This is a genomic window from Verrucosispora sp. CNZ293, from assembly GCF_002754655.1.
In genome coordinates, this window is sequence record NZ_PEFR01000001.1 from 3,469,026 (window position 1) to 3,493,675 (window position 24,650).

A 24,650-nucleotide genomic window follows, 5' to 3' on the forward strand; every position below is an offset into this window, starting at 1 on the left:
CGTGGGGCTCCGGCGGCCCATCAGGCGACTGCCAGGTCGGTCACGTACTCCGGCCGGGCGGCGGCCACCTGGGGCGGCGGGACCGCCTCGATCAGCCGATGGACGACCCACTCAGGGCTCACCCCGTCGGCGACCGCGTCGAAGGAGAGCACCAGCCGGTGGGCCAGCACGTCCACGGCGAGTTCCCGGACGTCGTCGGGCAGCACGTAGCCCCGTCCCCGGAGCAGGGCCTGGGCACGGGCGGCCGAGACCAGGCCGAGCGTGGCGCGCGGACTGGCACCGTAGGCGAGCAGCCCGGCCATCGCCGGCAGCCCGAACCGGCCCGGATCACGGGTGGCCAGGATGAGCCGGACCACGTACTCGGCGATGGCGTGGTGGACGAAGACCTGCCGAGCCTGATGTTGGAACTCGCGCAGCCGCTCCGGGTCGAGCACCCGGTGGGCCCGGGGGCGGTCGGCGCTCATCCGGTAGAGGATGGCCAACTCGTCGGCACCGTCCGGGTAGTCGACCACGATCCGCATCAGGAAGCGGTCCCGCTGCGCCTCGGGCAGTTGGTAGACCCCTTCCGACTCGATGGGGTTCTGGGTGGCCAGCACCAGGAACGGCTCCGGCACCGGGTGGCTGCGCCCGCCGATCGACACCTGGCGCTCGGCCATCGCCTCCAGCAGCGCCGACTGCACCTTCGCCGGTGCCCGGTTGATCTCGTCCGCCAGCACCAGGTTCGCCATCACCGGGCCCAGCTCGACGTCGAAGCTCTCCTTCGAGGCGCGGTAGATCCGGGTTCCGACGATGTCGGAGGGCACGAGGTCAGGGGTGAACTGAATGCGGGAGAAGCTGCCACCGACCACAGTCGCGAGGGTCTGCGCGGCGAGGGTCTTGGCCACCCCGGGTACGCCCTCCAGCAGGCAGTGCCCGTCGGCGAGCAGTGCGACCAGGAGGCGTTCGACGAGCCGATCCTGCCCGACGATCACGCGTTTGACCTCGAAGAGCGCCTGGTCCAACTCAGCCGCGGTCGCGTCCGGATCGGCCGGGTGGGGCAGGCTGGCCATGGTGTCCGAGATGTCCGTCACGGTGCTTGCTTCCCGAGGAGGCCGGCAGACAAACGTCGGAATTTGCGGCCCTAGGGTGCCCAGACCATGCGATCGGCATCCTTACCGGACACCGTTCCCGACCGTCCGACAGAGGGCCTGGTGCCGACGCCGCGCGGACACGACACCGGCCTCCGTCGGCTGACGGAGGCCGGTGACAGTGGACGGATCAGCGGTGCACGAGCAGGTAGAACGGCAGGTCGGCCGGGACGCCTGCGGAGTCGCGGGTCTGGACGAAGACCGCGTTCGGGGTCAGCAGTCGCCGCGCTACCGAGATCTCGCCGGCCGGCGGGATGCAGCACGAGTCCGGCCGGCCGATCGTCGCCACGTAGATGCCGCTCGTGACGTTGGTGCCGAACTGCACCTCGTACTCCCCGACGCCGTACTTGATGACGATGCCGGCGCCGCGGGCCTTTGTGCCGTTGGCGTTGACCGCCGTGGCGTAGAAGCCGGCGACCGCCTGGGTGCTCACCCCGTCGCCCTTGGCGAGGGCGGCCTTCGCGCTGTTCAGCGAGGCCGTGGTGACGGCCGGCTGCTGGGCGGTGCGGGCAGCGGGCTGGGCGGACTCGACTGTCGGCTTCGCCGCGGCGATGCCGCCGCCGGCCAGCGCCAGCGCCAGTGCCGCGATTGCCACCGCGGCCGTCTTACGTCGGAATAATCTGGTCATGACGGGTCTCCCTTGTCCGGGCGTCGAGATACGGCCGACCCGCGGCGCACGGGGCGGTTTTTGCCTTTTTCGAGTCGGGCGGCAATGAGCGCTGATCGCCTGCACGCCCCATCCGGGAGCACCCCCGCAGACGCATCCCGATCGCCGACTGTCAGGTGCCCTGAGCTGCGGATCCTTCGACTAGGACACAGCCTTCTGAGCAGCTGAAACGTAGCACCGAAAAATGCCGGGGGTCAATAGTGCGAATGTCGTCGGCGAGTTGTCGGATCAACGCCAGCAACCGCGAAAGTGAAGCCGTGAACAATTCGCGAAATTGATTCGAGAAGCCGGTGTCCGCAATTTACGACGACCGAACCGGCCCATGCCCCGGCAGGACGTCCCGACGCCACCCGGCACCATCGAGCGCGGGTTCAGTAGCCTGCGAGGCGTGAAGATCACCATCGGTCGGCGGACGTGGCGACCATCGGGCGTCACCATGCTCTGCTGGCTGGTCGTCGTGCCGGGTGCCGGGTGGGCGGTGGTGCGGTCGGTCGGCCTGGACCGGGGGCCGCTGGTGCAGGCGTTGGCCTTCACGCCGTACGTGACGCTCGGGAGCCTGGCCCCGCTGGTGCTCGCGCTCGCCCTGCGGCGCCGGGGCCCGGCGCTGGTCGCAGCGCTGACCACGCTGACGCTGCTCGCGCTCGTGGTGCCCCGGGCACTGCCCGCGCCGCAGCCACGCGCTGCCGGGCCGACGGTGCGGGTGCTCACCGCCAACCTGCTCGCGGGTGCCGCCGACCCGCGGACGGTGGTCGAGCTGGTCCGCAGCCGGCAGGTCGACCTGCTGCTCGTGCAGGAGTTCACCCCGGCCGCCGAGGCCGAACTGGACCGGCTCGGCCTCGGCGAGCTGCTGGCGTACCGGCAGCTCAACCCGGTCGTCGGCACCCCCGGCTCCGGGCTCTACGCCCGCCACCCGATAGACGACGGCGGCATCCGCCAGCTACGCGGCGGCTGGGGCTTCACGCAGGCGTACGCGACAGTCGAGGTGCCCGGCGCGCCCCCGGTACGCGTCGAGTCGGCGCACCCGGCGGCCCCGTACGCGATCGACCAGGTGGGTTCCTGGCGCGCCGACCTGGCCGCCCAGCCGGCCGCCACCCCGGACGGACCGCTGAGCATCCTCGCCGGGGACTTCAACGCCACCCTCGACCACGGCCCGCTGCGCGCCCTGCTCGGCACCGGCTACGTCGACGCCGCCGCCTCGGTCGGTGCCGGGCTCACCGGCACCTGGGGTCCGTACGACGGCGACCCCATCCCACCCGTGGTGATCGACCACGTGCTCGTGGACCGCCGCATCGCCGTCCGCGACGTGACGGTCCACCAGCTGCCCGGCAGTGACCACCGCATGGTCCTGGCCGAGTTGCGGCTGCCCGCCGCCGAGAAGTGAGCGGCCCGGCTACACCCGGGCCCGGTCGAGGCCGTAGGTGAGCGCGTCGACCAGAGCGTGCCAGCTCGCCTCGACCACATTGGGGTGCACGCCGACGGTGGTCCAGCCACCGCCCCGACCGTCGGCGGTCTCGACCAGCACCCGGGTCACCGCGCCGGTGCCGTGGCTGCCCTCCAGGATCCGCACCTTGTAGTCGGCCAACTCGAAGTCCCGCAGTTCCGGGTAGTGCCGGCCCAGGCCGACCCGCATAGCCTCGTCGAGAGCGTTCACCGGTCCGTTGCCCTCGGCCGTGGCGATCACCCGTTCCCCGCGTACGCGGATCTTGACGGTTGCCTCGGAGACGACCGCGCCGTCCTCGCGGTGCTCGACGAGCACCCGGTACGACTCCAGGGTGAACGGCCGCACCGGCGCGGCGTCCGGCAGCTCGGAGCGGACCAGCAGTTCGAACGAGGCGTCGGCGGCCTCGAACGACCAGCCGCCGGCCTCCAACTCCTTGACCCGGTTGGTGACCCGGGACAGCGTCTCCGGATGGCCGGCCAGATCCAGCCCCAGCTCGCGGCTCTTCAGCTCGATGCTGGCCCGGCCGGCCATCTCGGTGACCAGGATCCGCATGTCGTTGCCGACCACCTCAGGCTCCACATGGTTGTAGAGCAGCGGATCCACCTTGATCGCACTCGCGTGGATGCCCGCCTTGTGAGCGAAGGCAGCCGCCCCGGCGTACGCCTGGTGGGTGTCGGGGGCGATGTTGGCGATCTCGGCGATGGCGTGGGAGACCCGCACCATCTGCTCCAGGCAGCCCTCCGGTAGGACCGGCAGCCCGAGCTTGAGTTGGAGGTTCGCGACGACCGCGAAGATGTCAGCGTTGCCGGGGCGCTCGCCGTAGCCGTTGGCGGTGCCCTGCACGTGACGCACGCCGGCCTCGACGGCGGCGATGGTGTTGGCCACCGCGCAGGCGGTGTCGTTCTGGGCGTGCATGCCGAGCAGTTCCGGCGCGACGCCGATCCGGTCGGTGAGGTCGGCGATGGCCGCGGTCACCTGGGAGGGGAGCATTCCGCCGTTGGTGTCGCAGAGCACGAACCGCTCGGCGCCGGCCGCGAGAGCGGTCTCCACCACCGAGGCGGTGTACGCCGCGTCGTGGCGGTAGCCGTCGAAGGTGTGCTCGCCGTCGACGAAGACCCGTCGTCCCTCGGCGACCAGGTGGGTCACCGTGTCGTGGATCATCGCCAGGTTCTCCTTGGCGGTGGTGCGCAACGCCCGCTCGACGTGCCGCAGGTCGGCCTTGGCCACCAGCGCCACCGCCGGGGTCTCGGCGTCGAGCAGACCCCGCACCTGCGGGTCGTCGGCGGCCACCGCGCCGGCCCGGCGGGTGGCGCCGAAGGCGACAAGCACCGCATGCTTCAGGTCGAGTTCGGTACGCGCCCGGCGGAAGAACTCGGTGTCCTTGGGCACCGCGCCCGGCCAACCTCCCTCGATGAAGCCGACACCGAACTCGTCGAGCAGCCGAGCCACCGCGAGTTTGTCGACCACCGAGTAGCTGAGCCCCTCCCGCTGGGCGCCATCGCGCAGCGTGGTGTCGTAGACCTGGAACGTCATGGGGATCCCTTCGTCAGGCACCGGCCAGCGCAACAAAAAGACCCCCCGCGGCTGCGGGAGGTCTGCGCGCTCGGCGAGGGGAAGGCCGGCGCGCTAGTTGCCAATAATGCGGGCGGTGCTGGTCACGATCGGTACTCTGCCACCTCCGGATCGTTTCTGGGAGGCACAACCCACATCTCGGGACAGCGCGTGGCCCAGGTGCCGGATGGTTTTTCTGGGGCGGGTGTAGAGCGTCCGGCAGGGGGTAGGAGTTTTCGGGACAACGAAACACGTTCCTCCGAGACGGCTGATCACGGCCGGGGCAGGAGACATCCCATGGACAGGCTCGACCCGAACACCACGAGCGCCACGCCGGACCCGGAGCTGCGCGCCGTCGACCAGAGCGTCGTCGCCGGTGGCACCCCCGCCGGTGCCTTCGACCCGTGGAGCTACCGCGACGAGGCCGGGGTGGCCGGCGCCAACCTGGTCGGCTACAAGGTGGAGGCCACCGACGGCTCGATCGGCAAGATCGACAGTAACAGCACCGAGGTCAACGCCAGCTACCTGGTGGTGGACACCGGGCCGTGGATCTTCGGCAAGAAGGTCATGCTCCCGGCCGGCACGGTGAACCACGTCGACCACGAGGAGCAGAAGGTCTTCGTCGACCGCACCAAGGACCAGATCAAGGCGGCCCCGGAGTACGACGAGACGGCCACCGACCCGGCCTACCGGGACAAGCTCGGCGGCTACTACAACGACACGTATACGGCCACGCCGCCCGGCAACGGGCTGCGGTAGGCATCTGACAGCCGTGACGGCCGGTGGGACTCGTTTCCACCGGCCGTTACCGTGTCCGGATGGACGCCACTGAGCAGACTCGCAGGATTCCCTTCACCGCGATCTTCAACTTCCGGGACGTGGGCGGCTACCGCGGCCTGGACGGGCGTACCGTCCGCTCCCGGCGGCTCTACCGCTCCGACTCGCTGCACGCCATGGACGACGCCGACCAGGAGGCGTTCGCCGCGCTCGGCGTCCGCACCGTGATCGACCTGCGCCGCCCACAGGAGGTCGATCGTTACGGCCGGGTGCCCGACTTCGACGGCCTCGCCTACCGGCACATCCACCCGGAGCACGCGCGCTGGGAGGAGCAGCCGTACCAGCCCGACACCGACCTGGCCCGCTACCTCGCCGACAGGTACGCAGACCTGGCCCGCACCGGCACCGCCGGGCTCGCCGAGGCGATCGGCCTGATCGCCGACAGCGCGAACGCACCTGTGGTGGTGCACTGCGTCGCGGGCAAGGACCGCACCGGCATCGTCTGCGGCCTGACCCTCGCGGTGCTCGGCGTCGAGGACGACGAGATCGCGGCGGACTACGCGCTGAGCACCGAGGCGTCGCAGCGTTTCGCCGCCTGGGTGGCCACCGCCCATCCCGAGGTGCCCGAGCTGCCCATGCCGTACCTGTCCTCACCGGCCGAGACGATGCTGCTCTTCCTGGCCGAGATCCGCGAGGGATACGGCTCGGTCGACGACTACCTGCGGCACGCCGGGGTCACCGACGACCAGCTCACCAACCTGCGTACCCACCTGCTGGCGTAGGCCGGGCAAGGGGCCCCGGGTCACGACAGGCGTGACGACGGGGCCCCGAGGCACGAGCTCAGAACACGCGGTGGACCCAGTTGTGCGGGTCCGCCGCCTTACCCCGCTGGAGATCCACGAGCTGCTGACGCAGCGACATGGTGACCGCGCCCGGCTCCCCGCCGGCCACGGCGAACTCTCCGTCCGGGAAACGCACCTGCCCGATCGGCGTGATCACCGCGGCGGTGCCACAGGCGAAGACCTCGCGCAGTCGGCCACTGGCGGCGTCCGCCCGCCAGTCGTCGAAGGTCACCGGCCGCTCCTCGACCCGGTGCCCGGCCGCCGAAGCCAGGGTGAGCACCGACTCGCGGGTGATGCCCGGCAGGATCGTGCCGGTCAGCGGCGGAGTGGCGATCGACCCGTCGTCGTAGACGAAGAAGACGTTCATGCCGCCCAGCTCGTCGACGAACCGGCGTTCCACGGCGTCGAGGAAGACCACCTGGTCGCAGCCGTGCTCAAGAGCTTCGGCCTGGGCGGCCAGCGATGCTGCGTAGTTGCCGCCGCACTTGGCCGCGCCGGTGCCGCCGGGCGCCGCCCGGGTGTAGTCGGGTGAGACCCAGACCGTCACCGGCTTGACCCCGCCGGAGAAGTAGGCACCGACGGGCGAGGCGATCACCGAGTAGAGGTACTCGTTGGCCGGACGCACGCCGAGGAAGACCTCGCTGGCGAACATGAACGGCCGCAGGTAGAGGCTGCCCCCGTCGTCGCCGTCGGGAATCCACTCCCGGTCGATCTCGATCAGCCGGTGCAGCGAGTCCACGAAGGTCTGTTCCGGCAGCGCCGGCATGGCCATCCGGGCGGCGGAGGTGTTGAACCGGGCCGCGTTGGCGTACGGGCGGAACATCGTCACTCCACCGTCGGCCGCGCGGTACGCCTTCATGCCCTCGAAGATCTCCTGCGCGTAGTGCAGCACCGCGCTCGCGGGATCCATCGGGATCGGCGCGCGCGCCTCGACCCGGGCGTCGTACCAGCCCTTGCCGTCGGCGTACCGGATGGTGACCATGTGGTCGGTGAAGACCCGGCCGAACCCGGGGTTTACCAGCAGCGCAGCCCGGTCGGTGGCGGATACCGGTGCGGGGTTCGGACGGATCTCGAAGTCGATCTTGTCACCACCGCTCATCGCGCTGACCTCCCTGGGGACGACGGCATGCGCCGACCGCACGCCGGAAACATGTTTGTGCCAGAAACCTACCCCGAACGGTCGTTCAGCGGGTAGGTCCACCGATGGACGGGTGGCACACCATCGGTGAGTGGCCGCCGCCACCCCTGCCGGGCGAGCCGTCGGAGGGTCGTCGGCCGGTGGGACGCGAACGCTCAGCCGGCGGCCTGCGCCGCGATCCGGTCACCCACCTCGGCGGTTCGTACGGCTACCTCGGGGCCCCGCGCGGCCAGCTCCGCGCTGACCGCTGCGGTGATCCGGGCGGCGGCGTCGGCGTGCCCGAGCTGATCGAGCAGCAGGGCCGCCGAGAGCACCGCGGCGACCGGATCGGCGATGCCGCGACCGGCGATGTCCGGCGCGGAGCCGTGCACCGGCTCGAACATCGACGGGTACGCCCCGCCGGGGTTGATGGAACCGCTGGCCGCCAGCCCGATGCCGCCGGTCACCGCGGCGGCGATGTCGGTGAGGATGTCGCCGAAGAGGTTGTCGGTGACCACCACGTCGTACCGCTGCGGCTGGGTGACCAGGAACATCGCCGCGGCGTCGACGTGCTGGTACTCGGTGGCGATGTCGGGGTGCTCGGCGGCGACCGCCTCGAAAGTGCGCGACCACAGCGAGCCGGCGTGGGTGAGCACGTTGGTCTTGTGCACCAGAGTCACCTTGCGCCGCTCGCGACGGGCGGCGCGGGCGAAGGCGTCCCGGATCACCCGCTCCACCCCGTGCCGGGTGTTCAGGCTCTCCTCGGTGGCGATCTCGGCCGGGGTGCCGCGGTGCAGCGAGCCGCCGGCGCCTGCGTACAGGCCCTCGGTGCCCTCCCGGACGACCACCAGGTCGACCTCGCCCGGCTTGACCGCCGCGAGCGGGCTGGCCACCCCCGGCCAGAGCCGCGACGGGCGCAGGTTGACGTACTGGTCGAAGGCGAAGCGCAGCTTCAGCAGCAGGCCCCGCTCCAGCACGCCGGGCGGCACCGTCGGGTCACCGACCGCGCCGAGCAGGATCGCGTCGTGCCCGGCGAGCTCGGCGAGCACGGAGTCGGGCAGGACCTCACCGGTGCGGTGATAACGTGCCGCACCGAGGTCGTACTCGGTCGCCTCGACACCGGGCAGCACCGCGTCGACGACCTTACGGGCCTCCGCGACCACCTCGGGTCCGATCCCGTCCCCGGCCACCACCGCGATCCGTGCCACGTCAGCTCCTTCGCTCGAATGGCTCGACGGTACGCCGCCGTCCCGCCCCCCGGTACGAGTGTTCCACTTTTCGGGACATCGGTGACACACAGCAGCTTCCCAGGCGGCATTCATGGGTCGGTCATCTCCGCTGCCTAGCGTGAGCGTGTCGGGCCGTGGGCCCGGGCGAGCGCCGCGACGGGGCGGCACGCGCCGAGGAGAGGGCGGACGCAGTGTGGACCGACGAGCAACCACGAACCCGCTGGGTGGACCCGGCGGTCTTTCGCTTCCGCCGGCCCGACCTGCGACTGGGTGCCCGGGAGCAGCGACCGGACCGGGCCGACCTGGTCGCCGGGGACCGGATCGCCGTCCGGCACACCGTCCGCACCTCGACCGCCGAGTACACCCTGCTGCTGAACGCCCCCGAATGGCTGGGCCGGCGCGGCACCGGTGAGGCGCTACGCGACGCGGTGGCCGAGCTACGGGCGATCGACCTGACGTACGGCCCGAACCGGCCGGAGAGCCTGGTGTCCCGATTGCGCCGGGGTGAGATCAACCCTGAGTCGTACCCACCGCTCACCGACCTGGTGGACAGGTGCGCCGCGATGCGCGCGGCCACCGACGGCTGGTTCGACGCCTGGGCGGTGCCCGGCGGCTTCGACCCGGGCGGCCTGCTCGGCGGCTGGGCGGTCGAGCGGGCAGCGGCCCGGTTGCGCGACGCCGGCATCCACGACTACGCGGTGCTCAGCGGCGCCGACCTGGTGGTACGCGGCAACGCCGGGCACGGCGGCCCGTGGCGGGTCGCCGTGCATCACCCCACCGACCGGGGCCGGGGGCCACTGCTGCTGGAGATGACGGCCGGCGCGGTGGGCACCTCCGGGGTGACCGGACGGCAGGGCCACGTGGTGGATCCGCACACCGGCGAGCCGGCCGGGCAGCTGGTCGCCGCCACGGTGGTGGGCCCGGACCTCGCGGTCGCCGACGCCTACGCCACCGCGCTGTACGCCGCCGGAGCGGCCGGGTTGGCCTGGTTCCGCCCCGGGTCGGACTACCGGGTGCTCTTCGCCGCACACCGCTGACCAGTACGAACGCCCGCCGGTTACCACGCGTGACGACAGCGGACCGTCACCTGGGATGTCGGGCGGCTGCTCGGTGACCGAAACAGCGATCGGCCTCCACGGTCGCGGCAACGACCGTGGAGGCCGGTCGACGACGAGTGCGCGTGGCTCGCGCAATCGAGGGGTGCGGGGCCGCTCGGCCGGACGTCGACCTCGCCACCCGAAGACGGGCCGGCGCCACAGGCTCGGCAGGTCACCGCACTCGTACGCTATCGAATTGACGCGTTTCGCGGCAAGGGTTCCACAGGGGAGCATCTGTGCGATCCCGGTACCCCCGGCGGTTTGCCTGCGGCAGGGCCGTTTTCGACAAGGTGAACCGCAGATGGCACGCTGTCCGCCGTGAGTTTCGATCTGAGCGTGTGGGCCCTGGCGGACGGGGCGACGCCCGAGGACGTACGAGCGGCGGTGCAGCAGTGCCGCAACGGCCGGCACCACGAGCGTCAACCGGACCCACGGTGTGTGGGCTTCTACCGGGCGCTCATCGCCAGCTACCCGGACCAGCCGCCCGGCCCGAACACTCCCTGGGCCGTCGCGCCGCTGCACAAGGCGGCCGACCACATCGAGCTGAACCTGGACCCGGCCTGCCCGGACCAGGTGCTGCTGGACATCGAACGGCTGGCCGGCGAGCACCGGCTGATGCTCTTCGACGCCCAGGACGGCTCGGTCTACCCGCCGCCCGGGATCCGGCTGCCCGGCTGACCGACCCGCCGCGCCCGGCGACGGGGCGATCCGGCGTCGCCGTGCCGGTGGTGCGTCGGGCGGGCGGTGGACCGCCGACCCGTGCTCGGCGATCGCACGACGAGGGGCCCGACCGAGGGCGTCTGTCGAGGTCCTCGGTCGAGCCCCGTCGTGGCGTGCCTGGGGTGCGTCGCGTCGGTTACTCGTCGCGCAGGTCGGCGGCGCTCGCGGAGGTGGCGCCGATCGAGTCTGCGGCCGAGGTGAGCAGGTCGGCTCCGAGCGCCTGGTCCACGGTGAGGGTCATCAGCGTCTCACCGCCGGCCTCCCGGCGGGCCACCTGCATCGCCGCGATGTTGATGCCGGCCTGACCGAGCAGGGTGCCGACGGTGCCGACCACGCCCGGACGGTCGGCGTAGCGGAGGAAGAGCAGGATGCCCTCCGCGCCGATCTCCACGTCGAAGCCGTCCACCTCGGTCAGCTTGATGACGTCGCGGGTGCCGGCCTGGGTGACGGTGCCGGAGACGCTCACCGTACGGCCGTCGGGCAGCGCGCCGCGTACGGTCACCAGCACCGGGTGGTCGACGGTCTCGGTCTGGGTGGTCAGGGACACCTCCACCCCGCGCTGGGCGGCCAGGTGCGGCGCGTTGACGTAGGTCACCTGCTCCTCGACAACCGAGCTGAACAGGCCCTTGGTGGCGGCGAGCTTGAGCACCGAGACGTCGTGGTCGACGATCTCACCGCGTACCTCGACGGTGACGCTGGCGGCGACCCCGCCGGCCACCGCGGTGAAGGCGCGGCCGAGCTTCTCGGCCAGCGGCAGCAGCGGGCGGACGTCCTCGGCGACCACGCCGCCGGCCTGCACGTTCACCGCGTCCGGCACGAACTCGCCCTGCAGGGCGAGCTTCACGCTCTTCGCGACCGCCAGGCCGGCCTTGTCCTGCGCCTCGGCGGTGGAGGCGCCCAGGTGCGGGGTGGCCACCACGTTGTCGAAGGCGAACAGCGGCGAGGAGGTGCACGGCTCCTTGGCGTACACGTCCACCCCGGCACCGCCGACCCGGCCCTCGGCGAGCGCGTCGGCGAGGGCCTGCTCATCGATCAGGCCGCCCCGGGCGGCGTTGACGATCCGTACGCCCGGCTTGACGATCGACAGTTCCTTCTCGCCGATCAGGCCCACGGTCTCGGGGGTCTTCGGCAGGTGGATCGAGATGAAGTCGCTCTCCCGCAGCAGCTCCTCCAGACCGACCAGGCGGACGCCGAGCTGTGCGGCCCGGGCCGGCTGGATGTACGGGTCGTACGCGATGAGCCGGGTGCCGAACGCGGCGATGCGGGAGGCGAAGAGGACACCGATGCGACCGAGGCCGACCACGCCGACGGTCTTGCCCTGCAACTCCACGCCCGTGTACTTCGACCGCTTCCACTCCCCCGCCTTCAGCGCTGCGCTGGCGCTTGCGGTGTTGCGGGCGACCGCGAGCAGCAGCGCGACGGCCTGCTCGGCGGCGGAGACGATGTTGGAGGTGGGCGCGTTGACGACCATGACGCCCCGCGCGGTGGCGGCCGGCACCTCGACGTTGTCCAGACCGACACCGGCGCGGGCCACGACCTTGAGTCGGGGGGCGGCGGCGATGGCCTCGGCGTCGATCTGGGTGGCGCTGCGGACGATGACGGCGTCGGCCTCGGAGAGCGCCGAGAGCAGAGCCGGGCGGTCGGTGCCGTCCACGTGCCGGACGTCGAAGTCGTGGGCGAGCACCTCGATGGCGGCGGGGGCGAGTTCTTCGGCGATCAGTACGACAGGAGTCATTGGTCCTCGTAGATGTCGTCAGAGCGGTCGGCCGGGGGCTGGGCGCTGCGCTGCGCCCGGCGCGCTCCCGGGCCATGGCCGTCAGGTGCCGCCTGGAGCACCTACCCGCGATCGTAGGGGGCGGGCCGCCCGGCGTGCCCCGGAGTGTGGGGTGAGTGCCCTCACAAACCGGACGTGACGTGCGTGTTAACGATCGTTAGCCGGCCGGAGACAGCACGGCACCCGGACCCGGCGTCGGGGAGAACGCCGGTCCGGGTGCCGTTGGGGAAAGCGCTCAGGCGGTCTCGGTGATCGGCCGGTCCACCCAGCTCATCATGCCGCGCAGCTTCGCGCCGGTCTCCTCGATCGGGTGCGCCGCGCCCTCGGTCCGCCACTTGTTGTAGTTGGGCCGGCCGGCCTCGTCCTCGGCCACCCACTCACGGGCGAACTCGCCGTTCTGGATCTCACCGAGGATCTTGCGCATCTCCTCCTTGACCCGGCCGTCGATGACCCGGGGCCCACGGGAGAGATCGCCGTACTCCGCGGTGTCGGAGACGCTGTAGCGCATCCGGGCGATGCCGCCCTCGTACATCAGGTCCACGATCAGCTTCAGCTCGTGCAGGCACTCGAAGTAGGCCACCTCGGGCGCGTAGCCGGCCTCGGTGAGCACCTCGAAACCGGTCTGCACGAGCGCCGCCGCGCCGCCGCAGAGCACCGCCTGCTCGCCGAAGAGGTCGGTCTCGGTCTCCTCGGTGAAGGTGGTCTTGATCGCCCCCGCCCGGGTGCCGCCGATGCCCTTGGCGTACGACAGGGCCAGCGCGAACGCGTCACCGCTGCCGTCCTGCTCCACGGCGACCAGGCAGGGCACGCCCTTGCCGTCGACGTACTGCCGGCGGACCAGGTGACCGGGGCCCTTCGGGGCGACCATGGCCACGTCCACCTCGGCCGGCGGCTTGATCAGCCCGTATCGGATGTTGAAGCCGTGCCCGAAGAACAGCGCCTTGCCGGGCGCCAGGTTCGGCGCGATCGACTCGGCGTAGATGTGGCGCTGCGCGGTGTCCGGGGCGAGGATCATGATCACGTCGGCCTCAGCCGCCGCCTCGGCCGGGGTGAGCACCCGCAGCCCCTGCTCCTCTGCCTTCGGTCGGCTCTTCGAGCCCTCCGGCAGACCGATCACCACGTCGACACCGGAATCACGCAGCGACAACGCGTGCGCGTGCCCCTGGCTGCCGTAACCGATCACGGCGACCTTCTTCGCCTGGATCAGGCCCAGGTCGGCGTCGTCGTCGTAGTACACCTCAACGCTCATGACTTCCCTTTCGTACGGCGGCCGCAGCGGCCCGTCGTGGCTGGTGGCCGACCCCGGTCACGCGGAGCCGAGCCGGGATGGGGTCAGGCGGCCCGCAGGGCCGGGCCGGCGGTGATCGCGCGCGAGCCGCGCCCGATCGCCACCAGACCCGACTGGACCATCTCCTTGATGCCGAAGGGCTCAAGGTCGCGCAGCAGCGCGTCGAGCTTGTCGGGGGTGCCGGTCGCCTCGACGGTGAGGGTGTCGGCGGCCACGTCGACCACCCGGGCCCGGAACAGGTTCACCGTCTCCAGCACCTGACCTCGGGCGTTGCGGTCCGCGCGCACCTTCACCAGCAGCAGCTCGCGGGCCACCGAGGTGGTCGGATCCAGCTCGACGATCTTGAGTACGTTCACCAGCTTGTTGAGCTGCTTGGTGACCTGCTCCAGCGGCGAGGACTCCGCGTTGACCACGATGGTGATCCGCGAGACGTCCGGGTTCTCGGTCTCGCCGACCGCGAGACTGTCGATGTTGAACCCGCGCCGGGAGAACAGCCCGGAGACCCGGGCCAGCACACCTGGCTTGTTCTCCACCAGGACGGAGAGGGTGTGAATGGTCACGGCTGTGCCTTTCTTGTCATGTCCTCATGGCCCTCGCTGCGCTCGGTGCAATCGGCCATGACCTAGATATCGTCCTCGTCGAAGGTCGGGCGGACGCCGCGGGCGAACATGATCTCGTCGTTACTGGTGCCGGCGGGGACCATCGGCCAGACCATGGCGTCCTTGCCGACCACGAAGTCGATCACCACGGGCGCGTCGTTTATGGACATCGCGGCCTCGATGGTCTTGTCGACGTCCTCGGCGTTCTCGCAGCGCAGCCCGACGCAGCCGAGCGCCTCGGCGAGCTTGACGAAGTCCGGGATGCGGTGCTTGTGGGTGCCCAGTTCCGTGTTGGAGTAGCGCTCGTTGTAGAAGAGGGTCTGCCACTGGCGGACCATGCCGAGGTTGCCGTTGTTGATCACAGCGATCTTGACCGGGATGCCCTCCAGGGCGCAGGTGGCCAGTTCCTGGTTGGTCATCTGGAAGCAGCCGTCGCCGTCGATCGCCCAGACCACCGTGTCCGGCTTGCCGACCTTTGCGCCCATCGCCGCCGGCACCGCGTAGCCCATGGTGCCGAGGCCGCCGGAGTTGAGCCAGGTCTGCGGCTTCTCGTACGAGATGAACTGGGAGGCCCACATCTGGTGCTGGCCGACCCCGGCGACGTAGATCGCGTCCGGTCCGACGATCTCCCCCAGCCGCTTGATCACGTACTGCGGGGAGAGGGTGCCGTCGGACGGCTCCTCGTAGCCCAGTGGGTACCGCTCGCGCAGGTCGTCGAGCTGCGTCCACCAGTCGGAGATGTCGGTGGTACGACCCGCCGCCCGTTCGGCGGTGACCGCGGCCAGCAGCTCGTCGATGACGTGCCGGGCGTCCCCGACGATCGGCACGTCCGCGTGCCGGTTCTTGCCGATCTCGGCCGGGTCGATGTCGGCGTGCACCACAGTGGCGTCCGGGGCGAAGGAGTCCAGCTTCCCGGTGACCCGGTCGTCGAACCGGGCACCCAGCGCCACGATCAGGTCGGCCTTCTGGAGGCCGTAGACCGCGGCGACGGTGCCGTGCATGCCGGGCATGCCCAGGTGCTGCCGGTGCGAGTCCGGGAACGCGCCGAGCGCCATCAGGGTGGTGATCACCGGGATGCCGGTCAGCTCGGCCAGCTTGCGCAGACCCTCGGTGGCGCCGGCCTTCAGCACGCCGCCGCCGACGTAGAGCACCGGCCGGCGGGCACCACTGATCAACCGGGCCGCCTCCCGGATCTGCTTGCCGTGCGGGTGCAGGGTCGGCCGGTAGCCGGGCAGGTCCAGGACGGGCGGCCAGGCGAAGGTCGTCGATGCCTGGAGAACGTCCTTGGGGATGTCCACCAGAACCGGCCCGGGACGCCCGGTCGAGGCAAGGTGGAACGCCTCGGCCAGCACCCGGGGAATCTCGCTGCCGTCCTGCACCAGGAAGTTGTGCTTGGTGATCGGCAGCGTGATGCCCTGGATGTCCGCCTCCTGGAAGGCGTCGGTGCCGATCGACGGACGGGCCACCTGACCGGTGATCGCCACCAGCGGCACCGAGTCCATGTACGCGTCGGCGATCGGGGTGACCAGGTTCGTCGCGCCCGGCCCGGAGGTGGCGATGCACACCCCGACCCGGCCGGTGGCCTGGGCGTAACCGGTGGCGGCGTGGCCGGCGCCCTGCTCGTGCCGGACCAGGATGTGCCGCACTGTCGAGTCGTAGAGCGGGTCGTACGCCGGCAGGATCGCGCCGCCCGGGATGCCGAAGACGACGTCTACGCCGAGTGCCTCCAGGGAGCGCACCAGCGAGCCGGCACCGGACACCTGGGCCGGGGCGGGGCGGGCCGCCGGGCCGGCCGGCGCGGCGGCGCGGGCGTGGTCGGCGTCGCCCGGTGCCTCGGCGGCGGTACGGGCGCGCCGGGCGGAGTGGGCGAGAGTCTCGGGCGTGGGTCTCGTCATGGCGGTTGGCCTTCGGCTGGAGTGGGTGGGGCTGCTCACACTGTGGAACGCGGGCGGGGCCGGCATTCCGATTGGTTCGACGGCAAGAAAAAGGCCCGCGTGCCAGATGCACGGGGCCAGCGCACTCTCAGTCAGGGAGAGTGCGCTCAGGTAAGTACTCGCAGCGACCGGTTCGACGACATGGGCTCAAGACTGACGCATCTCACGCGATGAGTCAACTGATCCCACATTTTGGTTCACGGACGACGGCGCGTCATCGTGCGGCGCGCCGAGTGGGCCCGGAACTACCTGCTCGGGGACGCTCCCACCCCGGCGCGGGACCGGCGGCCCGACGGGGCGCGGGAGCGGGTCGGCGGCGGGACGGGCCGGGCGAGCACCCGCCGACGTCGCCGCCTCCAGCATCGCCTCCAGGTGCTCGGCCGGTACGCCCCAGCCGAACAACGCACCCTGACCGAACCGGCAACCGGCCGCCACCACCGCGGCCAACTCCGTGGGCGTGGTGACCCCCTCGGCGATCACCTCCAGGCCGAACTGGTGACCCAACCGCATCACGATGTCGACCATCGGGGCGAAGGCAGGGCCGTCGCGACCGACCGGCCGGACCGGCTCGTGCTCCGCCACCAGCCCGTGGTCGATCTTGAGGATGTCGATCGGGAGCCGGCGGAGCTGGTTCAGCGAGGAGTAGCCGGCCCCGAAGTCGTCCAGGGCGATCCGCACACCTGTCAACCGCAGCGCGGTCAGCCGACGGATCAGCTCGTCGAGGTCGGTGGCGACCGCGTGCTCGGTGACCTCCAGCACCAGCCGCTGCGGCGGCACGTGATGCGCACGCAACGCCTCGGCGACCTGCACCACGTACTCGGGGGCGTGCAGCTCGCGCGGAGAGACGTTCACCGACACCCAGACGTCGTGGCCCTCGGCCAGCCAGCGGGACAGCTGATAGCAGGCCTGGTGCAGCACCCAGGCACCGAGCTTGGCGATCATCCCGCTCTCCTCGGCGAGGGGGATGAACTCGTCCGGCCGGACGTTGCCCAACTCCGGGTGACGCCAGCGCAGCAGCGCCTCCGCGCCGACCGGGCGCACCGACGGCAGGGAGGCCACCGGCTGGAACACCAGCCGCAACTCGTCGCGCTCGATCGCACCGCGCAGCTCGTGCTCCAGCGTGGTACGGCGGCGCAGCAGCCGGTCGTACGCGCCGTCGTAGCGCTCGATCCGATTCTTGCCGCGTTGCTTGGCGTAGCGCAGCGCCAGATCCGCGTGCCGCAGCAGCAGCTCGACGTCGGGCTCGTCGGCCCAGCCGGCCAGGCCGATGCTCACCGAGAGGAAGACCGGCGCATCGGGCTGCTCGTAGGCGCCGCCGAGCACCCGGAGCAGCCGCTCCGCGACCACCCCTGCCTCCGCCGCGCCACCGTGCATGAGCACCGCGAACTCGTCACCACCGAGCCGGGCCGCGAGATCACCGGGACGCAGGTTGCCCCGCAACCGTCGGCCTACCTCGGCCAGCACCGCGTCGCCGACGTCGTGACCGCGCATGTCGTTGACGTTCTTGAAGCCGTCCAGGTCCAACCCGAGCAGCACGCACGGCACCTGCTCCTCCGCGCCGCGGTGCAGGGCCTGCAACAGGCCACGACGGTTGGCCAGGCCGGTGAGCGCGTCGGTGTGCGCGAGCTGCCGGAAGTGCGCCTCCCGGTCGGCCAGCCGGCGGGCGTACGCCCGCACGTCGTGCAGGGTGAGGTACTGCCGGGCGACCAGGGCGAACCCCTCGACGCTGCCGGCGGCGATGGCCAGCCCGTCGAACCGGCCGTCCTGGAGGAGGTGGTACATCGCCGAGGCGGCCATCGCGCCCATCGGCACGAAGGCGTACTCGCCGTCGTGGCGGATCACGTCGATGGCGAGTTGGCCCGGCGGGTCGATCCGGTAGGCCGCAACCGCGGTGATCAGCAGCCCCACCGCGAGCACCACCGCACCGGCCAGCGCCAGCCCCGGCCCGGCCTGGCAGAGCCCGGCCGCGACACCCAGACCACCTACCGACACGGCGGTGATCCCGGTGCCCAGCACGGTGAGGCAGCGTCGGGGCGCGGGTGCCCGGAGCACCATGATCGCGGAGAGCCCGGCGCTCAACGCCGCGCTGACCGAGGCGAGCAGGATCGACGGGCAGGCCGTCGGCGTGGCCTCGCCGAGCAGCCGGGTCGGCTCGGAGAACAACACCCAGCCGACGAACCACAGCGCGGCGCCCACGATCACGCCGTCCAGCGCGAGCCGGGCCGCCGAGGGCACCGAACCGGTCACCCCGGGCAGACGGAGCAGACCGAAGCAGAACAGCAGCCCGCCGGTGGCCGTGCCGAGCGCCACAAGCGTCGCCCAGGTGATGCGCTGCTGCTGTTCGTGTGCCCAGTGCTCGCTCGTGGTCACCGCGACGGCCACCCCGACCAGCATGGTCACCACCGCGAACGCGCCACCCACGGCAAGTACCGCGTACGCCGGACGGTGCGGGGTGGCCCGGCGCCGGACGGCGGCGGCCAGCAACACGCCGGCCGTCAGGGCGATCAGCGCGCTCAGCACCGCAGCGCCGATCATGGCCGGGGGTGTCTGCACGCCCTCAACTCTGCCGGATCGATGCCCGCTGTGGGGATCGGGTGTGCATCTGTTGGGACACGGGACGACGCCCGTGTCCGGCCGGCCGCAACGGTGTCAGACTGGTGCACATGCCTGAGCTGCGGTCGAAGACCTCCACGCACGGTCGGACGATGGCCGGCGCCCGGGCCCTCTGGCGGGCCACCGGGATGACCGACGACGATTTCGGCAAGCCGATCGTCGCCATCGCGAACAGTTTCACCCAGTTCGTGCCGGGCCACGTACACCTCAAGGACATGGGCGGCCTGGTCGCCGACGCGGTGGCCGAGGCCGGCGGGGTGGGCCGGGAGTTCAACACGATCGCTGTCGACGACGGCATCGCCATGGGCCACGGCGGCATGCTCTACTCCCTGCCCAGCCGGGAGTTGATCGCCGACGCGGTGGAGTACATGGTCAACGCGCACTGCGCGGACGCCCTGGTCTGCATCTCCAACTGCGACAAGATCACCCCGGGCATGCTGCTGGCCGCGCTGCGGCTGAACATCCCCACCGTGTTCGTCTCCGGCGGCCCGATGGAGGCCGGTAAGACGATGGCGATCGAGGGGATCGTGCACAGCAAGATCGACCTGATCGACGCGATGATCGCCTCCTCGAACGAGGCCGTCACCGACGAGCAGCTCGGCGAGATCGAGCGGTCCGCCTGCCCCACCTGCGGCTCCTGCTCCGGAATGTTCACCGCGAACTCAATGAACTGCCTCACCGAGGCGATCGGCCTGGCCCTGCCGGGCAACGGCTCCACGCTCGCCACCCACGCCGCGCGCCGGTCGCTCTTCGTCGAGGCCGGCCGCACCGCTGTGGAGATCGCCAAGCGGTGGTACGACGGCGACGACGCCTCGGTGCTGCCCCGCGAGGTGGCCTCCCGGGCCGCATTCGAGAACGCCGTCGCCCTGGACGTGGCGATGGGCGGGTCGACGAACACGATCCTGCACCTGCTGGCCGCCGCCCGCGAGGCCGAGCTGGACTTCTCCGTGGCCGACATCGACGCGATCTCCCGCCGGGTGCCCTGCCTGGCCAAGGTCGCTCCGAACTCGCCGCAGTACCACATGGAGGACGTGCACCGGGCCGGTGGCATCCCGGCCATCCTCGGCGAACTCGACCGCGCCGGCCTGCTGCACCGGAACGTGCACGCGGTGCACTCCCCCTCGCTCGCCCAGTGGCTGACCGACTGGGACGTGCGCGGCGGCTCGGCCACCCCGGCTGCGATCGAGCTGTTCCACGCCGCGCCCGGTGGGGTGCGGACCACCGAGCCGTTCTCCACCACCAACCGCTGGTCGTCGCTGGACACCGACGCGGCCGGCGGTTGCATCCGGGACCGCGAGCACGCGTACTCCGCCGACGGCGGACTGGCCATCCTGCACGGCAACCTCGCCCCCGACGGGTGCGTGGTGAAGACCGCCGGGGTGCCCGAGGAGTGCCTGACCTTCCGTGGCCCGGCGAAGGTCTACGAGTCGCAGGACGACGCGGTGACCGCCATCCTGGCCAAGGAGATCGTCGCCGGGGACGTGGTGGTGATCCGCTACGAGGGGCCGAAGGGTGGCCCCGGCATGCAGGAGATGCTCTACCCCACCTCGTTCCTCAAGGGACGGGGCCTCGGCCGGGCCTGCGCACTGCTCACCGACGGCCGGTTCTCCGGCGGCACCTCCGGGCTCTCCATCGGGCACGCCTCCCCCGAGGCCGCCTCCGGTGGGCTGATCGCGCTCGTGGAGCCGGGCGACGAGATCGTCATCGACATCCCGGCCCGCTCGATCGAGCTGAACGTGCCGGCCGACGTGCTGGACGCCCGCCGGGTCGCCCAGGAGAAGCGGGACCGCCCGTACACCCCGCTCGACCGGCAGCGCCCGGTGTCGGCGGCGCTGCGCGCGTACGCCTCGATGGCCACCTCGGCCAGCGACGGCGCCTACCGTCGCGTCCCGGAGTGACACGTTGACGGCGCATCGCTGGGGGAAGGTTCGGTCGGATGGTCCTGCCTCGGGCGGGGCCGGACATCAGGGGTGGGTGTGGTGCTGTCGAGCTGATGGCGCAAGTGGATCGCGGTGGCTGCGGCGGGTGACGGACCCCGCTTGACAGCACGGACGGATCAGCTCGACAGTGCCTCCGACGGTGCGTCCGGGGGCAACGGTCGCCGGCTCCGTCGGGTAGCCTGATCCCAACGTCGCGTGCCGGTGGCAGACCGTGTCAGGCATGGAGGCGTCGGATACGAAGGACCACGACGATGACGTTGTCGTTCCCTTCGCCCTCCTGTGTCTGAGGGCGAGAAGACCAGGCTCGTCGCCTGGAGTCACGAGCTGCGCAGCGTGCACGATCGGCTGCGCGAAGCCCTGCGCCTGACCCGCAGCGCGCTGGATCGCGGCGACGCGGCCGGCCCAGCCACCCGTGACCTGCTGCTGTTCTGTCACGGCTTCTGTGCCGCGCTGACCGGGCACCACGAGGGCGAGGACCGCGAGCTGTTCCCCGCGATCGCCGCCGCCCATCCGGAGTTGCGCGACACCCTGCGCTACCTGAAGCAGGACCACTCGATGATCGCGCATCTGCTCGCAGGGCTGCAGGCTGCCGTGGATCGGGCCGCTTCCCCGGCCGAACTCGGCCGCCACGTCGAGGGGATCGCCGCCATCATGGAGAGCCACTTCCGCTACGAGGAACGGCAACTCCTGGCGGTGCTCGACACGCTCGCCCTGGACGCGGACCCGTCGGAGGTCCTGGGGCCGCTGTGAGCTGTCCGCAGCTCACAGCGACAAGCGACGAGAGGCGGTGATCGTGCCGACGTTCGTTCCCGGCCTGTCGCTGGCCGCCAGTACGTACCACGAGGCGGTCCGGCCGATACTCGACACCAGCTTCCCCGGGCTCGCGCACTCGGCGGCGCTGCTCGGCCCCGGTTCCGAGGTGCTCGGCTTCGACACCGCCCGTTCGACGGATCACGACTGGGGTCCACGGCTGCTGTTGTTCCTCCGGCCCGCCGACGCCCGCCGACACGCCAGCGACGTCAGCAGCGTGCTCGCCGAGCGGATGCCCGTCGCGGTGCGCGGCTGGAGCACCAGCTTCAGCCCAGCCGAGCCCGGACGCTCCCGCACGCTGCGGACCGCTGGCCACGGCCGCGTCGACCACCGCATCGACGTGCTCGACCTCGACGGCTGGCTGGCCGCCCGCCTCGGCCGCGACCCGCGCAGCGGCCTGACCGCCCGCGACTGGCTGGCCATCCCGACCCAACTGTTGCTGGAGGTCACCGCCGGGGCGGTCTTCCACGACGGGCTCGGCCAGCTCGGACCCGTCCGCAGGGCGCTGACCTGGTATCCCGACGACGTCTGGCGCTATCTGCTGGCCTGCCAGTGGCGGCGCGTCGCCCAGGAGGAAGCCTTCCCCGGCCGCTGCGCGGAGAACGGCGACGACCTGGGCTCCCGGCTGGTCACCGCCCGGCTGGTCCGGGACCTGATGCGTCTGGCGATGCTCATCGAACGTCGCTACCCGCCCTACAGCAAGTGGCTGGGTGCCGCATTCGCCCGGCTGCGCTGCGCCCCGGCGCTGCGACCGCTGCTCACCGCCGCCCTCGCCGCCACCGACTGGCCGCGCCGTGAGGACGCGCTCTGCGCCGCGTACGAGCATCTCGCCCGCGCCCACAACGACCTCGGGCTGAGTGAGCCGATCGAGCCCACCGTACGCCCGTTCCACGACCGGCCGTTCCGCGTCCTGGCCGCCGACCGGTTCGCCGACGCCACCTACGGCGCGGTCACCGACCCGGAGGTGTCCGCACTGCCGCGACACGTCGGTGGCGTCGACCAGTTCGTGGACAGCACCGACGTGCTCAGCGCGGCCGACCCGGCCCGGGCCGTCGCCGCCGCACTGCACGGACCATGACCGGACCGGGCACAACAGTTGATCGTCGACCACGGTTCACCCTGGCGTCATGGCGGTCCCGGTAGCGTGGCGATCGTTGATCGTGAATCGGGAGGGTGTCGATGGGTGCGAAGCGAACGGTGTGCGCCGGGATCATGGCGGCGCTGCTCGCCGCGACGACGACTGTCGCGGTGGCTTCGCCGGTCGCCGCGGGTGGGCAGCGGAACGGCGCGCTGCGGGTGGCGACCTTCAACGCCTCACTGAACCGGGACACGGCCGGCGGGCTGGTCACCGACCTGTCCCGGCGGGACAACACCCAGGCCGGCAACGTCGCCGAGGTGATCCAACGGGTACGCCCGGACGTGCTGCTGATCAACGAGTTCGACCATGACCCGCAGGGGCGGGCGCTGGCGCTGTTCCAGGACAACTACCTGTCCGTACCGCGCAACGGCACCCGGGCGATCCGCTACCCGTACCGCTACGCGGCCCCGTCGAACACAGGTGTCCCCTCCGGACACGATCTCAACAACGACGGGACCGTCGGTGGGCCCGACGACGCCTACGGCTTCGGTCTCTTCCCCGGCCAGTACGGCATGGCGGTCTACTCGGCGTACCCGATCGACCTGGCAGGTGTTCGTACGTTCCAGACGTTCCGCTGGCGGGACATGCCCGGGGCGCTGCTGCCCGACGACCCGGCCACCCCCGCGCCGGCCGACTGGTACTCCCGGCAGGAGCTGGCCGACGTACGGCTGTCCTCCAAGAGCCACTGGGACCTGCCCGTCCGGCTGCCCGGCCGCACCGTGCACCTGCTGGCCAGCCACCCGACACCACCGGTCTTCGACGGGCCGGAGGACCGCAACGGCCGCCGCAACCACGACGAGATCCGTTTCTGGGCCGACTACGTCTCCCCCGGCCGGGGCGGCTACATCTACGACGATGCCGGGCGGCGCGGCGGGCTGCGACCGGGAGCGGCGTTCGTGATCGCCGGGGACCTGAACTCCGACCCGTACGACGGTGACAGCGTGCCCGGCGCGGCGCAGCAGCTGCTCGACCATCCCCGGGTCAACGACCGGGTCGTGCCGGCGAGCGCCGGCGGTACCGCGGCGGCCCGGCGGCAGGGCGGTGCCAACCTCGACCACCGCGGCGATCCGCATTTCGACACCGCCGACTTCGCCGACACCACCCCCGGCAACCTGCGGGTCGACTACGTGCTGCCGAGCCGGGGCCTGCCGGTCCGCGCCACCGGGATCTTCTGGCCGGTGCCGGGCGACCCGCTGTTCCGGTTGGTCGGCGACTACGACCCGGCCCTGCCGGGCGGCTTCCCCACCTCCGACCACCGGCTGGTCTGGCTCGACCTGCGGCGCTGAGGTGTCAAGGGCCCGGCGTCCAGCGACGCCGGGCCCGCCGACTACTCCGCATGGTTCAGGGTGAGGGACACCCAGGCCCAGCCGGCGACGACCGCGACACCGAACCCGATCATCGCGACCGGATGCCCGCCGGAGCTGATCAACGCCAGCCAGGCCAGCGCGAAGAACAACCCGGTGGCGATGCTGTACGCCGCCCAGCCCCGCTCACCCTGCCGCGCGTACCGGCGCCCGGCCAGCAGGCAGGCCCCGATGAGCGCGGAGAACGCGACGGCACCCGCCGCGAAGTGCGCCAGACCGTGCCAGCTGACCTCACCGGGACCGGCTGGAGTGCCGGCCGGAAACCCGTCGAGCGGATCGGCGACGAAAACACCGGCGAGGACCAGCCCGACACCGTACTGACCGATCAGCCACGGGCCGGCACGCCGGCTGAGGCCGGGATGCGCGACCCGGCGCAGGGCCGCCGCCGCGCCGACGCAGAGCAGGCCGGCGACGACGAAGTTGCTGATCTGGAGCCAGCCCAGCTCGCCGGTGCTCAACACGCTTACCGGGTGCCGCCGGAAGTCGAAAGCCTCCCGGGTCAGCCCCTGGGTCAACGCGACGGTGACCCACACCGGCCCGGCGAGCACACCGCCGGTCACCAGCAGCCGGTCCAGGCCGGCCCGGCTGCTCATCCGGTCGACGCTTATCGCCTCGGTCATCG

General features: G+C 71.6%; 20 protein-coding genes. 9 read left to right on the top strand and 11 right to left on the bottom strand.

What is annotated here, in order from left to right:
• Window positions 1-20: 20 nt before the first annotated feature.
• The gene (locus tag CLT74_RS15685) at window positions 21-1,070 is read right to left on the bottom strand and encodes an AAA family ATPase (RefSeq protein WP_099847208.1); all 1,050 of its coding nucleotides are present in this window, start codon (window positions 1,068-1,070) and stop codon (window positions 21-23) included.
• A gap of 187 nt (window positions 1,071-1,257) precedes the next feature.
• On the bottom strand, window positions 1,258-1,755 hold the full coding sequence (locus CLT74_RS15690) for a hypothetical protein (RefSeq protein ID WP_099847209.1): 498 nt from the start codon (window positions 1,753-1,755) through the stop codon (window positions 1,258-1,260).
• Between the two features lie 475 nt (window positions 1,756-2,230).
• Between CLT74_RS15690 and CLT74_RS15695 the strand changes: the two genes are divergently transcribed.
• The gene (locus tag CLT74_RS15695; protein ID WP_099852080.1) at window positions 2,231-3,175 is read left to right on the top strand and encodes an endonuclease/exonuclease/phosphatase family protein; all 945 of its coding nucleotides are present in this window, start codon (window positions 2,231-2,233) and stop codon (window positions 3,173-3,175) included.
• Window positions 3,176-3,184: 9 nt separating this feature from the next.
• Here the strand turns inward: CLT74_RS15695 and cimA are convergent, their stop codons facing one another.
• Window positions 3,185-4,768, bottom strand: coding sequence for a citramalate synthase (gene cimA, locus CLT74_RS15700; protein ID WP_099847210.1), 1,584 nt, complete (start codon window positions 4,766-4,768; stop codon window positions 3,185-3,187).
• A gap of 315 nt (window positions 4,769-5,083) precedes the next feature.
• On the opposite strand from cimA, the gene CLT74_RS15705 reads away from it, so the two are divergent.
• Both CLT74_RS15705 and CLT74_RS15710 read left to right on the top strand, forming a co-directional pair.
• On the top strand, window positions 5,084-5,545 hold the full coding sequence (locus CLT74_RS15705) for a PRC-barrel domain-containing protein (protein WP_199172194.1): 462 nt from the start codon (window positions 5,084-5,086) through the stop codon (window positions 5,543-5,545).
• A gap of 59 nt (window positions 5,546-5,604) precedes the next feature.
• Entirely contained in the window at window positions 5,605-6,345 is a 741-nt protein-coding gene (locus CLT74_RS15710; protein WP_099847211.1) for a tyrosine-protein phosphatase, read from the top strand.
• A gap of 58 nt (window positions 6,346-6,403) precedes the next feature.
• On the opposite strand, the gene CLT74_RS15715 is transcribed toward CLT74_RS15710, so the two are convergent.
• Together CLT74_RS15715 and CLT74_RS15720 are read right to left on the bottom strand one after the other, a co-directional pair.
• A complete protein-coding gene (locus tag CLT74_RS15715) occupies window positions 6,404-7,504 on the bottom strand; it encodes a branched-chain amino acid aminotransferase (protein ID WP_099847212.1) in 1,101 nt (366 codons plus the stop codon).
• Window positions 7,505-7,698: 194 nt separating this feature from the next.
• Window positions 7,699-8,730, bottom strand: coding sequence for a 3-isopropylmalate dehydrogenase (locus CLT74_RS15720; protein ID WP_099847213.1), 1,032 nt, complete (start codon window positions 8,728-8,730; stop codon window positions 7,699-7,701).
• A gap of 212 nt (window positions 8,731-8,942) precedes the next feature.
• On the opposite strand from CLT74_RS15720, the gene CLT74_RS15725 reads away from it, so the two are divergent.
• Both CLT74_RS15725 and CLT74_RS15730 read left to right on the top strand, forming a co-directional pair.
• Window positions 8,943-9,788 carry an FAD:protein FMN transferase gene (locus tag CLT74_RS15725; protein WP_099847214.1) on the top strand — a complete coding sequence of 282 codons (846 nt, stop codon included), beginning with the start codon at window positions 8,943-8,945 and terminating at the stop codon, window positions 9,786-9,788.
• 378 nt (window positions 9,789-10,166) lie between these two features.
• The gene (locus tag CLT74_RS15730; RefSeq protein WP_099847215.1) at window positions 10,167-10,526 is read left to right on the top strand and encodes a hypothetical protein; all 360 of its coding nucleotides are present in this window, start codon (window positions 10,167-10,169) and stop codon (window positions 10,524-10,526) included.
• Window positions 10,527-10,704: 178 nt separating this feature from the next.
• Here the strand turns inward: CLT74_RS15730 and serA are convergent, their stop codons facing one another.
• From serA to CLT74_RS15755, 5 genes are all read right to left on the bottom strand, one after another.
• Complete coding sequence (gene serA / locus CLT74_RS15735) at window positions 10,705-12,303, bottom strand: phosphoglycerate dehydrogenase (RefSeq protein ID WP_099847216.1); 1,599 nt, start codon at window positions 12,301-12,303, stop codon at window positions 10,705-10,707.
• A 274-nt stretch (window positions 12,304-12,577) separates the two neighbouring features.
• Window positions 12,578-13,591, bottom strand: a complete 1,014-nt coding sequence (ilvC, locus tag CLT74_RS15740; RefSeq protein ID WP_099847217.1) for a ketol-acid reductoisomerase — start codon at window positions 13,589-13,591, stop codon at window positions 12,578-12,580.
• 83 nt (window positions 13,592-13,674) lie between these two features.
• On the bottom strand, window positions 13,675-14,190 hold the full coding sequence (gene ilvN / locus CLT74_RS15745) for an acetolactate synthase small subunit (protein WP_099847218.1): 516 nt from the start codon (window positions 14,188-14,190) through the stop codon (window positions 13,675-13,677).
• Between the two features lie 62 nt (window positions 14,191-14,252).
• Window positions 14,253-16,124 (bottom strand): acetolactate synthase large subunit, encoded by a 1,872-nt coding sequence (locus CLT74_RS15750; RefSeq protein ID WP_099847219.1) that lies wholly within the window; start codon window positions 16,122-16,124, stop codon window positions 14,253-14,255.
• Window positions 16,125-16,310: 186 nt separating this feature from the next.
• On the bottom strand, window positions 16,311-18,716 hold the full coding sequence (locus tag CLT74_RS15755; RefSeq protein WP_099847220.1) for an EAL domain-containing protein: 2,406 nt from the start codon (window positions 18,714-18,716) through the stop codon (window positions 16,311-16,313).
• 110 nt (window positions 18,717-18,826) lie between these two features.
• On the opposite strand from CLT74_RS15755, the gene ilvD reads away from it, so the two are divergent.
• From ilvD to CLT74_RS15775, 4 genes are all read left to right on the top strand, one after another.
• Window positions 18,827-20,674, top strand: a complete 1,848-nt coding sequence (gene ilvD / locus CLT74_RS15760) for a dihydroxy-acid dehydratase (RefSeq protein WP_099852085.1) — start codon at window positions 18,827-18,829, stop codon at window positions 20,672-20,674.
• Between the two features lie 321 nt (window positions 20,675-20,995).
• Window positions 20,996-21,466: a hemerythrin domain-containing protein gene (locus CLT74_RS15765; protein ID WP_099847221.1), complete on the top strand. Its 471-nt coding sequence runs from the start codon at window positions 20,996-20,998 to the stop codon at window positions 21,464-21,466.
• A gap of 43 nt (window positions 21,467-21,509) precedes the next feature.
• A complete protein-coding gene (locus CLT74_RS15770) occupies window positions 21,510-22,604 on the top strand; it encodes a DUF4037 domain-containing protein (protein ID WP_199172389.1) in 1,095 nt (364 codons plus the stop codon).
• A 101-nt stretch (window positions 22,605-22,705) separates the two neighbouring features.
• The gene (locus CLT74_RS15775) at window positions 22,706-23,950 is read left to right on the top strand and encodes an endonuclease/exonuclease/phosphatase family protein (protein WP_199172195.1); all 1,245 of its coding nucleotides are present in this window, start codon (window positions 22,706-22,708) and stop codon (window positions 23,948-23,950) included.
• A gap of 41 nt (window positions 23,951-23,991) precedes the next feature.
• Here the strand turns inward: CLT74_RS15775 and CLT74_RS15780 are convergent, their stop codons facing one another.
• Window positions 23,992-24,648 carry a DUF998 domain-containing protein gene (locus CLT74_RS15780; protein WP_486582329.1) on the bottom strand — a complete coding sequence of 219 codons (657 nt, stop codon included), beginning with the start codon at window positions 24,646-24,648 and terminating at the stop codon, window positions 23,992-23,994.
• Window positions 24,649-24,650 lie beyond the last annotated feature (2 nt).

Excerpts from the sequence above, each read along its gene's own strand:
- CLT74_RS15775 (WP_199172195.1), top strand. The coding sequence starts at position 22,706 with ATGGGTGCGAAGCGAACGGTGTGCGCCGGGATCATGGCGGCGCTGCTC.
- CLT74_RS15715 (WP_099847212.1), bottom strand. The coding sequence starts at position 7,504 with ATGAGCGGTGGTGACAAGATCGACTTCGAGATCCGTCCGAACCCCGCA.
- ilvD (WP_099852085.1), top strand. The coding sequence starts at position 18,827 with ATGCCTGAGCTGCGGTCGAAGACCTCCACGCACGGTCGGACGATGGCC.
- CLT74_RS15750 (WP_099847219.1), bottom strand. The coding sequence starts at position 16,124 with ATGACGAGACCCACGCCCGAGACTCTCGCCCACTCCGCCCGGCGCGCC.
- CLT74_RS15705 (WP_199172194.1), top strand. The coding sequence starts at position 5,084 with ATGGACAGGCTCGACCCGAACACCACGAGCGCCACGCCGGACCCGGAG.
- cimA (WP_099847210.1), bottom strand. The coding sequence starts at position 4,768 with ATGACGTTCCAGGTCTACGACACCACGCTGCGCGATGGCGCCCAGCGG.
- CLT74_RS15695 (WP_099852080.1), top strand. The coding sequence starts at position 2,231 with ATGCTCTGCTGGCTGGTCGTCGTGCCGGGTGCCGGGTGGGCGGTGGTG.
- serA (WP_099847216.1), bottom strand. The coding sequence starts at position 12,303 with ATGACTCCTGTCGTACTGATCGCCGAAGAACTCGCCCCCGCCGCCATC.
- CLT74_RS15780 (WP_486582329.1), bottom strand. The coding sequence starts at position 24,648 with ATGACCGAGGCGATAAGCGTCGACCGGATGAGCAGCCGGGCCGGCCTG.
- CLT74_RS15690 (WP_099847209.1), bottom strand. The coding sequence starts at position 1,755 with ATGACCAGATTATTCCGACGTAAGACGGCCGCGGTGGCAATCGCGGCA.
- ilvC (WP_099847217.1), bottom strand. The coding sequence starts at position 13,591 with ATGAGCGTTGAGGTGTACTACGACGACGACGCCGACCTGGGCCTGATC.
- CLT74_RS15710 (WP_099847211.1), top strand. The coding sequence starts at position 5,605 with ATGGACGCCACTGAGCAGACTCGCAGGATTCCCTTCACCGCGATCTTC.